Annotated in this window: 17 protein-coding genes; 7 read left to right on the forward strand and 10 right to left on the reverse strand. The window is 65.1% G+C overall.

The features are described 5' to 3' along the window. Positions 1-48: 48 nt before the first annotated feature. Both HU230_RS27085 and hemH read right to left on the reverse strand, forming a co-directional pair. Positions 49-1,050, reverse strand: coding sequence for an SPFH domain-containing protein (locus HU230_RS27085; RefSeq protein WP_176529097.1), 1,002 nt, complete (start codon positions 1,048-1,050; stop codon positions 49-51). 238 nt (positions 1,051-1,288) lie between these two features. Further along, complete coding sequence (gene hemH / locus HU230_RS27090) at positions 1,289-2,326, reverse strand: ferrochelatase (protein ID WP_176534841.1); 1,038 nt, start codon at positions 2,324-2,326, stop codon at positions 1,289-1,291. A 115-nt stretch (positions 2,327-2,441) separates the two neighbouring features. Here hemH and HU230_RS27095 point away from each other — a divergent pair, with 115 nt between their 5' ends. After that, positions 2,442-2,840 carry an MAPEG family protein gene (locus HU230_RS27095; protein WP_176529096.1) on the forward strand — a complete coding sequence of 133 codons (399 nt, stop codon included), beginning with the start codon at positions 2,442-2,444 and terminating at the stop codon, positions 2,838-2,840. A 158-nt stretch (positions 2,841-2,998) separates the two neighbouring features. Here HU230_RS27095 and HU230_RS27100 read toward each other — a convergent pair whose 3' ends face one another. The 3 genes from HU230_RS27100 to HU230_RS27110 are packed head-to-tail and all read right to left on the reverse strand — an operon-like array spanning position 2,999 to position 6,827. Further along, positions 2,999-4,108: a nickel/cobalt transporter gene (locus HU230_RS27100; protein WP_420840802.1), complete on the reverse strand. Its 1,110-nt coding sequence runs from the start codon at positions 4,106-4,108 to the stop codon at positions 2,999-3,001. Beyond that, positions 4,105-4,740, reverse strand: coding sequence for a DUF1007 family protein (locus tag HU230_RS27105; protein WP_176534839.1), 636 nt, complete (start codon positions 4,738-4,740; stop codon positions 4,105-4,107). The genes HU230_RS27100 and HU230_RS27105 overlap by 4 nt, the downstream gene beginning before the upstream one ends. An 11-nt stretch (positions 4,741-4,751) precedes the next feature. Continuing rightward, positions 4,752-6,827, reverse strand: a complete 2,076-nt coding sequence (locus HU230_RS27110) for a M3 family metallopeptidase (protein WP_176529095.1) — start codon at positions 6,825-6,827, stop codon at positions 4,752-4,754. A 130-nt stretch (positions 6,828-6,957) separates the two neighbouring features. Between HU230_RS27110 and HU230_RS27115 the strand changes: the two genes are divergently transcribed. The 6 genes from HU230_RS27115 to HU230_RS27140 all read left to right on the forward strand — a co-directional run bounded on the left by HU230_RS27115 (position 6,958) and on the right by HU230_RS27140 (position 11,898). Continuing rightward, a complete protein-coding gene (locus HU230_RS27115; protein ID WP_376711762.1) occupies positions 6,958-7,218 on the forward strand; it encodes a hypothetical protein in 261 nt (86 codons plus the stop codon). Between the two features lie 660 nt (positions 7,219-7,878). Beyond that, complete coding sequence (locus HU230_RS27120) at positions 7,879-9,021, forward strand: type III PLP-dependent enzyme (protein ID WP_176529094.1); 1,143 nt, start codon at positions 7,879-7,881, stop codon at positions 9,019-9,021. 128 nt (positions 9,022-9,149) lie between these two features. Further along, on the forward strand, positions 9,150-9,755 hold the full coding sequence (locus tag HU230_RS27125) for a GNAT family N-acetyltransferase (protein ID WP_176529093.1): 606 nt from the start codon (positions 9,150-9,152) through the stop codon (positions 9,753-9,755). A 10-nt stretch (positions 9,756-9,765) separates the two neighbouring features. After that, on the forward strand, positions 9,766-9,933 hold the full coding sequence (locus HU230_RS27130) for a hypothetical protein (RefSeq protein ID WP_176529092.1): 168 nt from the start codon (positions 9,766-9,768) through the stop codon (positions 9,931-9,933). 92 nt (positions 9,934-10,025) lie between these two features. After that, positions 10,026-10,415, forward strand: a complete 390-nt coding sequence (locus HU230_RS27135) for a RidA family protein (protein ID WP_176529091.1) — start codon at positions 10,026-10,028, stop codon at positions 10,413-10,415. Positions 10,416-10,455: 40 nt separating this feature from the next. Then, positions 10,456-11,898, forward strand: coding sequence for a homospermidine synthase (locus HU230_RS27140; protein WP_176529090.1), 1,443 nt, complete (start codon positions 10,456-10,458; stop codon positions 11,896-11,898). Between the two features lie 66 nt (positions 11,899-11,964). Here the strand turns inward: HU230_RS27140 and HU230_RS27145 are convergent, their stop codons facing one another. The 5 genes from HU230_RS27145 to HU230_RS27165 all read right to left on the reverse strand — a co-directional run bounded on the left by HU230_RS27145 (position 11,965) and on the right by HU230_RS27165 (position 16,069). Continuing rightward, complete coding sequence (locus tag HU230_RS27145) at positions 11,965-12,705, reverse strand: acetoacetate decarboxylase (RefSeq protein WP_176529089.1); 741 nt, start codon at positions 12,703-12,705, stop codon at positions 11,965-11,967. 120 nt (positions 12,706-12,825) lie between these two features. After that, positions 12,826-13,158 (reverse strand): hypothetical protein, encoded by a 333-nt coding sequence (locus HU230_RS27150; RefSeq protein ID WP_176529088.1) that lies wholly within the window; start codon positions 13,156-13,158, stop codon positions 12,826-12,828. Positions 13,159-13,239: 81 nt separating this feature from the next. Then, entirely contained in the window at positions 13,240-13,956 is a 717-nt protein-coding gene (locus HU230_RS27155) for an MgtC/SapB family protein (protein WP_176529087.1), read from the reverse strand. Positions 13,957-14,000: 44 nt separating this feature from the next. After that, positions 14,001-15,020, reverse strand: a complete 1,020-nt coding sequence (locus HU230_RS27160) for a WD40 repeat domain-containing protein (protein WP_176529086.1) — start codon at positions 15,018-15,020, stop codon at positions 14,001-14,003. Continuing rightward, the gene (locus HU230_RS27165; protein WP_176529085.1) at positions 15,020-16,069 is read right to left on the reverse strand and encodes a CobW family GTP-binding protein; all 1,050 of its coding nucleotides are present in this window, start codon (positions 16,067-16,069) and stop codon (positions 15,020-15,022) included. Before HU230_RS27165 ends, HU230_RS27160 begins: the two co-directional genes overlap by 1 nt. Positions 16,070-16,076: the final 7 nt, after the last annotated feature.

The raw sequence follows: 16,076 nt of genomic DNA on the forward strand, positions 1-16,076 counted from the left end.
TTGTGGGAGAGGTGAACGGAGCGCGCCGAAGCAGTCATTGTCACGCCCTTACCGCTGCGGCGGCACCGGCGATGGCGGCGTCGGACCGGCCGGCGGCACCGAGCCGCGCCGCGCGGCGGCCGCTGCGGATGCGGCACTCTCGCCGAAGGTGGCCTTGGCGATCTCGCCAATGCCGGCGAGCGAGCCGAGGATGCTGGTCGCCTCGATCGGCAGCATCAGCACTTTCTGGTTCGGCGAATCGGCCAATTGCCCGAACGCCTTGATGTACTTGTCGGCGATGAAATAGTTCAGCGCTGCGACGTCGCCCTTGGCGATGGCATCGCTGACCATCTGGGTGGCTCTCGCCTCGGCTTCGGCGGAGCGCTCGCGCGCCTCGGCGTCGCGGAACGCAGCCTCCTTGCGGCCTTCGGCCTGCAAGATCTGGCCTTGCTTGGCGCCCTCGGCGCGCAGGATCTCGGATTGCCGCTGGCCCTCGGCCTGCAGGATGTCGGCGCGCTTGACGCGCTCGGCCTTCATCTGCCGGCCCATCGCCTCGACGAGGTCGGCCGGCGGCACGATGTCCTTGATCTCGATTCGATTGACCTTGAGGCCCCAAGGCGAGACCGCGGCATCGACCACGCGCAGCAGCCGCTCGTTGATCTCGTCGCGATGCGACAGCACCTGATCGAGGTCCATCGAGCCCATCACCGAGCGGATATTGGTCATGGTCAACACGATGATCGCCTGGTTGAGATTGGCGACCTCGTAGCTCGCCTTTGCGGCATCGAACACCTGAAAGAACGCGACGCCGTCCACCGTCACGGTGGCGTTGTCCTTGGTGATCACCTCCTGCTCGGGGATGTTGATCACCTGCTCCATCATGTTCATCTTGCGCCCGATGCGATCGAAATACGGCACGATCAGATTGAGGCCGGGCGACAGCGTGCGGGTGTATTTGCCGAACCGCTCGATGGTCCAGTCATAGCCCTGCGGAACGGTCTTGATCCCGGCGAACAGCGTGACGATGACGAGAAGAACAAGCGCGATCGCGAAAATGTCGAAGCCAGTCATAAAGTCCTCCAAGGCACCGCGAGACCCGCGAGACCGTCGCCAGGCACGGTCGTGCATTGGTCGGCAGGACCGCTCCGCCGGTTCAGCCGGCTGTTGTTCTCTCTAGCACATAGGAAGCGGCTGTCGGACTGCCAGATGCACGCAAGCTGAACACGAGATGCAGCAAGGCTGAACGAACCGCGGTGTCCGGTGTCACGGATCGTTAACAATCAGATCCAGCCCGCCTGGATCAGCCTCGCTAGATCCAACCCTGAAGCTCGCGCAGCACGAGCTGGCGGATCACGTCCATGCCGCCCTCGCTGTCGTTGAGGCAGGGGATGGCGGCGAATTGCTCGCCGCCATTGTGCCGGAAGATCTCGGCATTCTCCTGCGCGATCTCCTCCAGCGTCTCCAGGCAATCGGCGGAGAAGCCGGGCATGACCACGGCAATTCGCCGCACGCCGTCCTTGGCCAGCTTCTCGACCGTCTTGTCGGTATAGGGCTGCAGCCACTCGGCATTGCCGAAGCGCGACTGGAAGGTGAGGATCAGCCTGCCGGCATCGAGCCCGAGCCGCTTGCGCAGCGCGTTGGTCGTGGCAATACACTGCGCCTGATAGGGATCGCCCTTGTCGACATATGCCTTCGGCATGCCGTGGAACGATGCGAGGATGATCTCGGGCTCGAACGGCAATGTCGCGAGGTGGTCATTGATCGAGACCGCGAGCGCCTCGATGTAATCGGGGTCGTCGTAGTAAGGCGGCGTCACCCGCAGGATCGGCTGCGCGCGCATGGCGGCCAGCACGCGAAACGCCTCGTCGCAGACCGTCGCCGACGTCGCCGCGGAATATTGCGGATAGAGCGGCACCAGCAGCAGCCGGCTGCAGCCTTGCGCCGCCAGTGCCTCGATGCGTTGCTTGATCGACGGGTTGCCGTAGCGCATCGCCCAGTCGACAACGACGTGATCGTGATCGGCGATCGCCTCCGCCAGCTTGTCGGCCTGCGAGCGCGTGATGGTCTTCAGCGGCGATTCGTTCTTCTCTGTGTTCCAGATCTTCAGATAATCGCGCGCCTTGCGAGCCGGACGGACGCGCAGGATGATGCAATTGAGGATCAACTTCCAGAGCAGCCCCTGGTCCTCGATCACCCGCGGATCGGACAGGAATTCCCTCAGATAGACCCGAACGCCGGCGGCATCCGCCGTATCCGGCGTACCGAGATTGACCAGGAGCACGCCGACGCGTTCCGGCTTCGGCGCCGCAGCGGGCTTCGCGCTCTCGAAGGGGATCACCGTGCTCATGATGGCGTTGCGCCTAAAGTCCTTCACTTGGGGGCTCTGGGCTTCGCGCGTTGTTCCAACCTTGTCAAGCCGAGTGCCGGTTGGCTACGTTCCGGTCCGTGAATGGGGAGGAACCATGACGATCGCCGAATGGTGCGTCTTCGGGACGCTGCTGCTCTCGCTGCTGACGATCGTATCGGTGAAATGGGCCAGCATAAGCGGTTTCGACAATTCGAAACCGCGCGATCCGGATTTCTACGACGACCCGATCCGCTCGCGCGCGCTCGGCGCCCACCAGAACGGCATCGAGGCCTTCCCGTTCTTCGCCTTCGCCGTGCTGCTCGCCGAATTCCGCGTCGGCCCGCTGCGGCTGATCGACGAACTGGCGGTGCTGTTCCTGATCGTGCGCATCGCCTACGTTTTCACCTATATCGGCAACCGCCCGACGCTGCGCTCGATCCTCTGGAGCATCGGCTTTGCGATCAACATCGCGATCTTCTTCCTGCCGGCGATCAGGGGGTATCTGACGAGCTAGGCACGCCGCAGCCCAGTTATCCCGTCATCCTGAGGAGCCCGCGCTTGCGGGCGTCTCGAAGGATGCACGGCCCGGCTGGTGGCCGTCGATCCTTCGAGACGCCTGCTTCGCAGGCTCCTCAGGATGACGGTCCATCGGGATTCGCCAGACGAAGAGCGTCAAAGGCACGTCGCCCGTTCGGCCGCGACATAGCCGAACAGCAGCCCGAGCCCGAACAGCAGCACCAGACCCGCGGCAGCAAACTCCAGGCCGCGCATGATCACCATGCCGCCGCCGTCGCGCGCGCCGCTCAGCCGCTCCGCCACGCCGCGTGCCGACACCGCAACCAGCGCGATCGCGGCCACCGTGATGGCGGTGCCGAGCCCCATCACGAAGGTCGCGGCGATGCCGGCCCAGAACAGGCCCTGCGCCAGCGCGAACACCAGCACCAGGATCGCGCCCGAACACGGCCGGATCCCGACGGTCAGGATCGCGCCGAGACCGCGCCGCCAGCCGCCGGGACCGGCGAGCTCGGCCAGCGTCGGCCCGTGCGAATGGCCGCAATGCTCGTCATGGACGTGCTGCGCGTCATGCCCGTGATCGTGGCCGTGATCATCATCGTCATGCGCGTGACGATGATGGAGCTCATGGCCATGGTCGTGGTGATCATGATCATGGTGGTCGTGATCGTGCTGATGCGTGCCGGCCATCGCCAGCGCCGGGCGCGGCAGCTGGAGTGCGCGGAAGAAGCCGCCACCCTTGACCCAGACCAACCGGGCGCCGAACGCCGCGATCAGCGCGTAGCTTGCGATCTCGATCGCCTTCTCCGCCCCGCACATGGTCTTCGCCGTCACGTTGAGCAGCCAGGCGCAGATCCCGACGATCAGAACGGCGACCAGCGACTGCATCAGCGCCGAGGCGAACGACAGCACGATGCCGCGCTGCGCGGTCTCGCGATTGGCGACCATGTAGGACGAGATCACCGCCTTGCCGTGGCCGGGGCCGGCGGCATGGAAGATTCCGTAGGCAAAGGAGATCGCGAGCAGCGTCCAGACCGCCGAGCCGTCGGATTTCGCGGCGCGGATGGTCGCCGATATCTCGCGGTAGAATTCCGACTGTTTTGCCAATAGCCATCCGACGATCCCGCCCTGCGGCTCCGCAGCGCGCGGTGCGCCGAACGGATTTTGCGCCAGCAGCGCATGAACCGCACCGTCGAGCACCGCGAATGCCGCCAGCACGGCGGCGGACACGGCGAGGCCACGCATCGCGCGGGAGGCGCTCGGCATCATGGGCAATCCACCGTGATCTTGTTGGCGAACATCAACGCGAAATTGCCGGCACTTCCGTCGATGAAGTTCTGCTCGCCGAGCTTCTGCGCGGCGGCGGTGCCGTCGTTCGGCCGCTCGAACTGCATCTTGCAGTCTACAGCGGCGCCGACCAGCTTGACCGGCTCCTTCTCCGCGAACTGGAAGTCGATGAAGTAGGTCGGGTCGAACACTTCGAGCGAGAGCTGCCTGGCCTTGAACGGCGTCTTCACCGGCAGGGTGAAGTGCAACGTCAGCGCCGAATCCTTGTATTCGAGGAAGTAGTCGACCGGCTCGGTGAACTTCTGCTTCTTGCCGTCGCCCTTGGCGAAGGTGAAGTAGGCGTATTCCTTCAGCGACTCGACATTGGTCTGCGCAAGCGGCGCCAGCTCCTCGCGGCTGTAGGCGCCCTTCTCCTTGGTCTCGATGCCCTGCAGCGCATAGGTCGAGAACATGTCGTCGAAGGTCCAGGCGTGGCGGACGGCGGTGATGGTGCCGTCAGGCGCGTAGATCAGCTCGCTTTTGGCCAGGATCCAGACATGCGGATGGGCCTCGGCGGCCGCCGTGCCGAGCACGACGGACACCGCGAGCACGAGCCCGGCGATCAGGCGGTCCAGAGACGGCACCTTCAGGCCGCCTCAGGCGTCTCGAGCAGGCCGCGACGGCGCAGGAGCGCGTCCGGCTCGGGCTCGCGGCCGCGGAAGGCGACATAGGCCTCCTCCGGATCGCGCGAGCCGCCCGACGAGTAGATGTCGTCATGCAGCCGCTTGGCGGTCGCGGGATCGAAGATATCGCCGGCCTCCTCGAAGGCGCCGAAGGCGTCGGCGTCCATCACCTCCGACCACATGTAGCTGTAGTAGCCGGACGCATAGTGGTCGCCGGAGAAGATGTGGCCGAACTGGGTCGGCCGGTGCCGCAGCGAGATTTCGGCGGGCATGCCGATCTTCTCCAGCTCCTTCTGCTCGAAGGCGCGGACGTCGCGGCTCGCCGCCGCCGGCTGGGTGTGGAATTCGAGATCGACCAGCGCCGAGGAGACGAACTCCACGGTGGCAAAGCCCTGGTTGAACTTGCGTGCCGCGAGGAAGCGCTTGAGCAGGTCGTCCGGCAGCGCCTCCCCGGTCTGGTAGTGCCGGGCGAAGCGCTGCAGCACCTCGGGCCGCTCCTGCCAGTGCTCGTAGAGTTGCGAGGGCAGCTCGACGAAGTCGGTGAAAACAGATGTCCCCGACAGCGAGGGATAGGTCACGTCCGAAAGCATGCCGTGCAGGCCGTGGCCGAACTCGTGGAACAGGGTCCGCGCGTCGTCCGGCGACAGCAGCGAGGGCGCGCCGTCGGCGCCCTTGGCGAAGTTGCAGACATTGATAACCAGCGGCGCGACGTCGCCGTCGAGCTTCTGCTGGTCGCGCAGCGAGGTCATCCAGGCGCCCGAGCGCTTGGAGGGCCGCGCGAAGTAGTCGCCATAGAACAGCGCCTTGTGCCGGCCGTCGCGGCCCTTGACCTCCCACACCCGCACGTCCGGGTGCCAGGCCGGCACGTCCTTGCGCTCGGCGAAGGTGACGCCGAACAGGCGGGTGGCGCAGTCGAAGGCGGCCTCGATCATATGGTCGAGCACCAGATAGGGCTTGATCGCGGAATCGTCGAAATTGGCGCGGCGCTGGCGCAGCTTCTCGGCGTAATAGCGCCAGTCCCAGGCCGCCAGGGTGAAATTGCCGCCCTCTTCAGCGATCAGCGCCTGCAGCGCATCGCGGTCGGCGAGTGCCCGCGCCCGCGCCGGCTTCCAGACCCGCTCCAGGAGGCCGCGCACCGCCTCCGGCGTCTTGGCCATGGAATCCTCCAGGCGGTAGGCGGCGTAGGTCGGGAAGCCCAGGATCTTCGCGGTCTCCTCGCGGAGCGAGAGGATCTCCACGATGGTCGCGTTGTTGTCGTTGGCGTTGCCATTGTCGCCGCGGGCGGTGAAGGCCTTGTAGACCTTCTCGCGCAGGTCGCGCCGCGACGAACTCTGCAGGAACGGCTCGACCGAGGAGCGTGACAGCGTCACGATCGCCTTGCCGGGCTTGCCGCGCTCTTCCGCCGCAGCCTTGGCGGCCGCCACATATGTGTCGGAGAGGCCGGCGCGGTCGCCCTCGCCGAGCTCCATGAACCACTCCTGCTCGTCGCCGAGCAGATGGTGGCTGAACGAGGTGCCGAGCTGGGCGAGGCGCTCGTTGATCGCAGCCATGCGGGCCTTGGCGGCGTCGTCGAGTCCGGCGCCGGAGCGGTGGAAGCGGGTGTAGGTGCGCTCCAGCAGCCGCATCTGCTCGCCGGCCAGGCCGAGCGAGGCGCGCTTCTCGTGCAGCATGGCGATGCGGCCAAACAGCACAGCGTTCATCATGATCGGATTCCAGTGCCGCGCCATTCGGGGCGACACCTCCTTGTCGATCTCCAGGATCGCAGGGCTCGAATGGGCCGAGACCAGGTCGTAGAACACCGCCGAGACCTTCGACAGCAGCTTGCCGGAGCGCTCCAGCGCCGTGATAGTGTTGTCGAAGTCGGGCAGCGCCGGATCATGGGTAATCGCAGCCACTTCAGCCGAATGGTCGGCGAAGGCCTGCTCGAAGGCAGGGAGGAAATGCTCCGGCTTGATCTCGGCGAAGGGCGGCGTCTCGAGCGGCGTCTGCCATGCCTTCAGGAGGGGGTTGGCGTGAACGTCTGCGCTGGTTTCTGACATCGAATATCCCGTTTTTCGCCTTGAAAATGCGGCCCAATCTATATCACGCGATACGGCATTTTTGGGCCTTTTGCGCTTGATAGATGGGCACTTTTCGGAGAGATTGCGCCCCCTGAACAGGATCTATTCCATGACCATGCAGCCCTCCACCGCAGGCACGAGCCGGATCCTCTGGCCGAGCGTCATCACCGTGATTTCGGCGGCGATCCTGATCGGCGCGGAAGTGTTCGGCGCGGCCTTCGCCGGCGGCTGGGCGCTCGCGATCGCGCTCGGGCTCGGTGATTTCGGCGCGCACATCCTGCAGGCCGTGCTGTTCGGCATCGGCGTCCTGATCATGATCGCCTTCATCCGCGCCGCGCAGCGCGTCGAGCCGTTCACGCGTCGCGCGTGAGCTTGAGCGATTCAAGAAAGCGCTGCGGCACAGGGCTTAAACGCACACGCTTCGTTAGTCATTCTTAACAGCCGTTCATCTTCAGCGCCTGCTGCGCGCGCCATCGCAAGCACGCGTTAGGGAAATTTGTCGCTATCGCAAAAAAATTCTTGCGAAGCGAATTCAAAAGACTTATTTCCTGCCTTGCCCAATTTCGCACGTGCCTGTGGTCGTGTGTCAGTCGGTAGGTATCCGGACAAGAGGCCGGACAGCCGCCAAGGGGTGGAAGAACCGAGGGTCGCTTACGTCCGTCAGGACACGAGGCGGCCAGCATCTCTCTCCAGGGATGCCGTTGAAGGTCTCACCACTCTTTGCAACCGTGACTGGCAGCCGGAGGCGAACCGGCGCACCCCGCTCTCCACGGGGGACGCGACTTAAAGCAACGACGGATCGGGCTTTTTTGGTCTCTACCGGCAGTCCAACGCCGGCGCGGGCTACTGAAAAGGCTTGTCCTTCATTGCCAGGTGAGCGGGCGGGAAACTCTCCCAACCAATCCACGGCAGCACAGTCTGGTTTGAGTCTTTTGGCTTCGTTGCGCCTCCATCGCGCGATGTGGCCGGAGCGCTCTGACCCGACGTCATGTTGATGCGGATCCCGTCGCTGGGGCCGCTGGAGAGTGCCATGACTGAACGTATCCAGGAATTCCTGCGCAGCCGCCGCCAGGATGGTCTCGACACCGAGCCGTGCCTCGTCGTCGACCTCGAAGTCGTGCGCGACAACTACCAGACCTTCGCGAAGGTGCTGCCGGACAGCCGCGTGTTCTACGCGGTGAAGGCCAACCCGGCGCCCGAAGTGCTGGCGCTGCTCGCCTCGCTCGGCTCCTGCTTCGACACCGCGACCGTTGCCGAAATCGAGATGGCGCTGGCCGCCGGTGCGACGCCGGACCGCATCTCCTATGGCAACACGATCAAGAAGGAGCGCGACATCGCGCGCGCCTTCGCGCTCGGCATTCGCCTGTTCGCAGTCGACTGCGCCGCCGAGGTCGAGAAGATCGCCCGCGCCGCTCCCGGCGCGAAGGTGTTCTGCCGCATCCTCTATGACTGCGCCGGCGCCGAGTGGCCGCTGTCGCGCAAGTTCGGCTGCGATCCGGAGATGGCGGTCGACGTGCTCGACCTCGCCAAGCGCCTGGGGCTCGAGCCGTGCGGCATCTCGTTCCATGTCGGCTCGCAGCAGCGCAAGGTGAAGGCGTGGGACCGCGCGCTCGCGATGGCCTCGACCGTGTTCCGTGACTGCGCCGAGCGCGGAATCAACCTCTCCATGGTCAACATGGGCGGTGGCTTCCCGACCAAATATCTCAAGGACGTTCCGCCGGTCCTGCAGTATGGCCGGTCGATCTTCCGCGCGCTGCGCAAGCATTTCGGCAACCAGATCCCGGAGACGATCATCGAGCCGGGCCGCGGCATGGTCGGCAATGCGGGCATCATCGAGACCGAAGTCGTTCTGATCTCGAAGAAGAGCGACGAGGACGAGGTGCGCTGGGTCTATCTCGACATCGGCAAGTTCGGCGGTCTCGCCGAGACGATGGACGAGTCGATCCGCTACGCCATCCGCACGCCGCATGACGGAGCGGACATGACGCCGTGCGTGCTCGCGGGCCCGACCTGCGATAGCGCCGACGTGCTGTACGAGAAGCTGCCGTATCCGCTCCCGGTAACGCTCGAGATCGGCGACAAGCTGCTGATCGAAGGCACCGGCGCCTATACGTCGACCTACTCGTCGGTGGCGTTCAACGGCATTCCGCCGCTGAAGACCTACCACATCTAAGCCGCCTCCTTTTCGAGGCCTGATAAACCGGGAGCCGGCCCCGCCGGCTCCTTCCCGATCATTTTGATTTTTCTGAACGACGCTTGCGCGGCGTGCGACATGCCGTTGCAAGCGGGGACTGACGTGCCATGACTGCAAAACGGAACACCCCCGTTGCTCTCATCCGAAAAGCCGCCCCGTTTGCGATCCGCGCGGAGCGGGCTTCGGACATCGTCGCGCGCGAAGCGCTGCTGGATGCCTGCTTTGGCGAGAACCGCCATGCCCGCACTTGCCAGCGCCTGCGCGACGGACGCGCGCCCGCCCAAGGCCTGAGCCTTGCGGCCGTGCGCCATGACGGCCGGCTGGTTGGAACCGTGCGGCTGTGGCACGTCAGCGCGGGGGGCCGCAACGCGCTGATGCTGGGGCCGCTGGCGGTCGACGACGACTGCCGCGGCCTCGGCGTCGGCGCCGCGCTGATGCAGCGCGCGCTGGCCGTGGCGAAGGCCCGCGGCCACGGCGCGGTGATCCTGCTTGGCGATGCGCCCTATTACGCCCGCTATGGCTTCACCGCCGCCAGGACCGGCGAATTGTCGCTGCCCGGCGCATTCGAGCGCGACCGGCTGCTCGGCCTCGAGCTGGTCGCGGGCGCGCTCGATGGCGCCTGGGGGATGATCACGCCGACCGGCGCACCGCTGCCCAAGAGCAAGGCAACCCGCAACCAGAAGGCACCGCTCGCCGTGCCGCACGCGGCGTAAGGCGGGCGCCATGGCAGAGAACCTTCCCGCAATCGATGGCGCGCGCCCGCGATGGCGCGGCCTCGTCACCACGGTCATGCTGGTCCTGATCTCGGTTATGATCGTCCGGGACATCCTGATCCGGCGCTGGACCGGCACGCCGCCGTCGCCGCCGGACACCACGCAGCAGTCCCGCTAGCGCCTGCTCTCAGGCAAGAATCCAAGGGGTTGCGCGGGCGGTAAAAATGCCCGTAAACCCCCGCGCAGAAGCTTTTTCCGTCGAGGTCCAGCATGCCCCGCCGCCTGATTTCCACCGGCTCGCCGTTCGAGAAGACCGCGGGCTACAGCCGTGCCGTGATCGACGGCGACTTCGCCTTCGTCGCCGGAACCACCGGCTACGACTACACCACCATGACCATGCCTGATGATGTCACGCGCCAGTCACGGAACTGCTTCAAGACCATCGAGGCTGCCCTCAACGAGGGCGGCTTCACGATGGCCGACATCGTCCGCGCGACCTACTACCTCACTGACATCAGTGACGTGGATGCCCATTTCGCGGTCTGCGGCGAGGTTCTCGGCGACATCCGCCCGGCCGCAACGATGCTGATCGTCGCGGGGCTCTACAAGCCCGAGATGAAGGTCGAGATCGAAGTTACCGCAAAGCGACGCAACCCCTGATCCACTCTACCCGCCGCTCGGCACTCTCCTGGAGAAAATGATGAGCCCCTCCTCGCAGATCTACGCGAAAATCACCGGCCCCATTGTCATGATCGGCTTCGGCTCGATCGGCAAAGGCACGTTGCCGATGATCGAGCGGCATCTCGATTACGACAAGTCGCGCATCACCGTGATCGATCCCAAGGATGAGGGCCGCAGGGCGCATTGCGAGAAGCAGAATGTAAAGTTCATCCAGCAGGCCGTGACCAAGGACAATTACCGCGACCTGCTGACCCCGCTGCTCACTGAAGGTGGCGGCCAGGGCTTTTGCGTCAATCTCTCGGTCGATACCGGCTCGACCGACATCATGGAGCTCTGCAACGAGCTTGGCGCTCTCTACATCGACACCGTCAACGAGCCCTGGCTCGGCTTCTACTTCGATTCGTCAAAGGGCCCGGAAGCGCGCTCCAACTACGCCCTGCGCGAAGTGACGCTGGCCGCCAAGAAGGCGCGTCCCGCGGGGTCGACCACGGCCGTCTCCTGCTGTGGCGCCAATCCCGGCATGGTCTCGTTTTTCGTCAAGCAGGCGCTGCTCAATGTCGCCGCCGATCTGAAGCTCAATGCCCCGAGGCCGAAGACCAAGGCCGAATGGGCGGACTTGATGCGGCAGGCTGGTATCAAGGGCATCCATATCGCCGAACGCGACACCCAGCGCTCCAAGTCGCCGAAGGAGCCTGATGTCTTCGTCAACACCTGGTCGGTGGAAGGTTTCCTGTCGGAAGGCGTGCAGCCGTCCGAACTCGGTTGGGGCACCCATGAAAAATGGATGCCCGAGAATGCGCGCACCCACGAAGCCGGCTGCGGCGCGGCGATCTATCTGATGCAGCCGGGCGCCAACACACGCGTGCGGACCTGGTGCCCGACCCGGGGCGCGCAGTATGGCTTCCTCGTCACCCACAACGAGTCGATCTCGATCGCCGATTACTTCACGGTGCGTGACGCATCGGGCACGGCGATCTATCGGCCGACCTGCCACTATGCCTATCATCCGGCTGACGATGCCGTGCTGTCGCTGCATGAAATGTTCGGCCGCGCAGCGAAGATGCAGGAGAAGCACCACATCCTCGATGAGAACGAAATCGTCGACGGCATCGACGAACTCGGCGTGCTGCTGTTCGGTCACGACAACAATGCCTACTGGTACGGCTCGCAGCTCTCCATCGAGGAGACCCGCAGGCTCGCGCCCTATCAGAACGCGACCGGTCTGCAGGTGACCTCCGCGGTGCTCGGCGGCATGGTGTGGGCGCTGGAGAACCCGAACGAGGGCATCGTCGAAGCCGACGAGATGGATTTCGATCGTCTGCTGGAAATCCAGCTGCCGTATCTCGGCCCGGTGAAGGGTTTCTACACCGACTGGACTCCGCTGACGGATCGTCCGGGACTGTTCCCGGAGGATATCGACACCAGCGATCCCTGGCAGTTCAAGAACATCCTGGTGCGGTGACCGCACAGCGTATGTTGAGAACGAAAATGCCCGGCTCACGCCGGGCGTTTTGCTGTCTGGCGCCGCTCACTTCGCCACGTAGTCGAACGCGACCGAGCCGAGGCCGAGCGTCAGATCTGCCTTGTAATGCAACGCCGAGACCACCTCGCGCACCGGCAGGCGGGCGACGTCGCACAGCGCGTGCGGAAACAGGCCGAGCGCGGAGGGCCCTGTCCAGGCCTCCTTCAGCACGATGTCGTCGAGATGGAAGCGCACCAGCTCGCAGATCCGCGGGCTGCCGTCGACATGCGGAATGATCTTCAGGATGAAGTTCGGCGCCTTCATCGCGTTCAAGACCGTATCGTGATCGACCTTGTGGTACTTGTAGCCCATGGTGGCGGAGGCGCAGAGCACCGAGCCGTAATGCAGCGAGCCGACCAGCACGTCGCTCTCGACCGCGATCTTGGGCCGCGCCAGCTTCTTCGGAAATCCCCAGAGCTCGCGGCCGCCCGCAATCGGGGCCTCGTCGTCGAGATACATCGCGTGGGTATAGGCCCCGAGCTCACCTTTGAAGCGGACCGGGATCACCTGGCCGGTTTCGGTGTAGTCGCCGAAGCCGGTCGAGTCCGGCATGCGGATGAATTCGTACTTCACCACGGGCTCGGCGACCTCGAGCGGCTCCGGCACCACGGCCGCCAGCGCTTCGGGGTCGGTCTTGTAGGTGATGATGAAATATTCGCGGTCGAAGAACCGATACGGCCCCGGCGGAAACGACGGGTTGGTGAGCGGCATCGAATAGGCGGTGCGCCGGACGTCCTCGATCTTCATGAAAGGCCCCATCTGTCGTTGGCAAGACGACAGATTATGGCGGGCGCAGGCGGCGGAGGCGAGACCGTATAATCGGCAGGATCAGTCAAATGCGCGTCACAATGCGCCGGCCGAACGCGCCTATTTCTTCTCAATCGGCGGCGCGGTCTTCTCGGCGGGCGCCGGCGGCAGCACCGGCCTGGCGCCGGCCTTCTGCGCTTCAGCGTCGGGACGCGCAGGCTCCGGCGCCGGCGTCGTCGGCCGCTCGCCGCCGGGCTTCGACTCGGCCGGCGGAGCTGTCTTCTCTGGCTCGGGTGACGGCGTCGTCTGCAGCGGCTGGGTCGCCTGCGCCATTTCCTGCGGCGGGGCAGCGTTGATCGCGTGCAGCGATAGCACGGCGATCGCAACGCCTGCCACCACCAGCGAGGAGGCGATCAGCACGTCGTTCCGTAGCCTGGTTCGATCCGCAGCCATCTCGCTCACCCACGCATTGTCAGCGAGGTCAACGATCCGGCCACCGCATGGTTCCTGAGCAGAGCCTGCGGGAACCTCGCCTCAATCCGTGGTGCTGATTTCCCAGGTCACGTGCCGCACGCCGGGCTGATGCTGCAGGTCGACCACCACGGCATTCAGCTCGTTGGGGTCGACCGCGGTCGAGACCAGCGTCGCCACGATCTCCAGGAAGTCGTCGCCGGCCTCGACCACGTTGACATCGGCGACCGGATAGTTCGCGGCCTCGAGCTTCTCGACCAGGCGGTCGCGCATGTCGGGCAATGCCTCCGGAGTCACCGCGAGCTTGAAGTAGTAGGTCGCCTCCGAAGCCTTCTCGTTCAGCGGGATGCGGTTGATGGCGTTGACCAGCGGGCGCAGCAGCGTGTTGCCGGCGATCACGAACACGGTCAACGCCGCCGCCTGCGCCACCAGGTCGGCGCCGGCGCAGGAGCCGACCGCGGCCGAGGCCCACAGCGTCGCCGCGGTGTTGAGGCCGCGCACGTCCATGCCCTGCTTCATGATGACGCCGGCGCCGAGGAAACCGATCCCCGACACCACATAGGCGATTACCCGCACCGCGCCATCGGCACCCGCCAGATGCATCGCGAGATCGACGAAGGCGGCCGCGCCGACCGCGACCAGCACATTGGTGCGCAACCCCGCGGTGCGCTGCCGGTACTGCCGCTCGGCCCCGATCAGCGTGCCCAGCACAAAAGCTGACGTCAGGCTGACCAGCGTGTCGATGAAGTCGGCGAGCTGGAATGTCGTGAGAAATCGCATGGCGCTGCCGATTCTTCCTCGCCCGAGAACGATGCAGCGATCTCTTACATTTCCAGGATGCCCGCGTCACCATCTTCCGTGCCGTAGGCGAGCAACGTGCCCTTGGCATTCCATCCCAGCGCCGACACCGCGGTACCGGCGTTCCGGCGCACCAGGATCTCGGCGCCGTCCTCGAGCCGGACCATCAGCACAGTACCGTCGGCGTAGCCGACCGCCATGATGTCGTTCTTCGGATGGCAGGCAACCACCGCGACCCGCGCCGGCATCGGCGCCAGCATCGCCGGCTCCTTGCCCATCGGACCGTCCTTGCTGGTGAACGGCCAGACGATCACGGCATCGGCGCCCGAGGTCGCGAGCCCCTTGCCGCCGGCGCTCCACGACATCGAACGCACGCGGCCGGGATAACCGCTCATCCGCATGTGCCTGTTATCGGCGAGCCGCCAGCCATGCATCGCGGCCTCGTGCATCGCCGTGACAAGAAACTTGTTGTCCGGGCTGAAAGAGACCGCGAGGTGCGAGCCGGCCCATTCCAGGAATTCCGGATTGGCCGCCATGTTGGGAAACCACAAGGTCACGCCGTTGTAATGCGCGATCGCAAGCCGCAGGCCCTTCGGCGCGAACGCCAGCCCGCCGACGGTCGACGGCACCTCGAAGGTTTTCTCTTCGCCCTTGGGATTGCGCACGAACGCGGTCTTGCCCGCCGACCACGCCACGGTGCCGTCGCTGTGCAGCGCGACGTTGTCGATCCAGCGCCGCTTGGCGTCGGTCGCAATCGTCGAGGTCTCGCCCTTGGCGTCGATCGCGATCAGCTTGCCGTCGTCACCGCCGGTGACGAGCCGCTTGCCGTCGGAGGCCGCACACAGGATGGCGCCGAAATGCGTCTCTGTCCGCGTGGTCTCGCCGTCGGCGGTCGCGATCACGACACTCTCCTCGGCACCGACGAAGAACGCGCGGTCGCCGAGGAAATGAACCGAACCGACTGCCGCGCCGAGCGGAAGCTGCTTGACGCGGTCGGTGATCGAAACGATGGAAGAAGGGGCCTCGCCCGGATCGAACTCTTTCATCACGTGGTGATGCACTGCTCGAAGCCGTCGCGGATCGCCTGCTCCGGCAATTCGCGACCGATGAACACGACGCGGCTTTCGCGCTTCTCGCCGTCCTTCCACTTCTGCTGATGGTCGCCCTCCAGCATCATGTGGACGCCCTGGAACACGTAGCGGTCGTCATCGCCGGTGAAGGCGAGGATGCCCTTCGAACGCAGGATCTTCTGGCCCTCGGTGGCGACGAGGTTCTGCAGCCAGGGCATGAACTTGGTCGGATCGAGCGGCTTCTCCGAGCGCAGCGACAGCGACTGCATGTCCTCGTCGTGATAGTGCTTCAGCCCGCCATGGCCGTGATCGTGGTGATCATGGTCATGACCGTGGTCGTGATGGTGATGATCATGGTTGTGACCGTCGCCGGCCTCGAGGAAATCCGGCTCGATCTCCAGGATGCGGTCGAGGTCGAACGCGCCGCGCTCCAGCACATCCGATAGTCCGACCTGGCAACGCTCGGTGCGGTGCAGCTTGGCATAGGGATTGATGCCGCGGATGCGGGCCTCGACCTCGGCGAGCTCAGCCTTCGAGACCAGGTCGGTCTTGTTCAGCACGATGACGTCGGCGAACGCGATCTGGTTCTTGGCTTCCGGCGCGTCCTTGAGGCGATCACTCAGCCATTTGGCGTCGGCGACAGTCACGACGGCGTCGAGCCGGGCGTTCTTCTGCACGTCCTCGTCGACGAAGAAGGTCTGCGCGACCGGTGCCGGATCGGCGAGGCCCGTGGTCTCGACGATGATGGCGTCGAACTTGCCCTTGCGCTTCATCAACCCGTCCATGATACGGACGAGGTCGCCGCGCACCGTGCAGCAGACGCAGCCATTGTTCATCTCGAAGACTTCCTCATCGGCGCCGATGATGAGGTCGTTGTCGATGCCGATCTCGCCGAATTCGTTGACGATGACGGCGTATTTCTTGCCGTGGTTTTCCGACAGGATGCGGTTCAAGAGCGTGGTCTTGCCGGCGCCGAGATAGCCCGTCAGCACGGTCACTGGAATTTTTTGCGAAGCTTCAGCCATAACAACT

It is taken from the genome of Bradyrhizobium quebecense, from assembly GCF_013373795.3.
In the GTDB taxonomy this organism is placed as follows: domain Bacteria; phylum Pseudomonadota; class Alphaproteobacteria; order Rhizobiales; family Xanthobacteraceae; genus Bradyrhizobium; species Bradyrhizobium quebecense.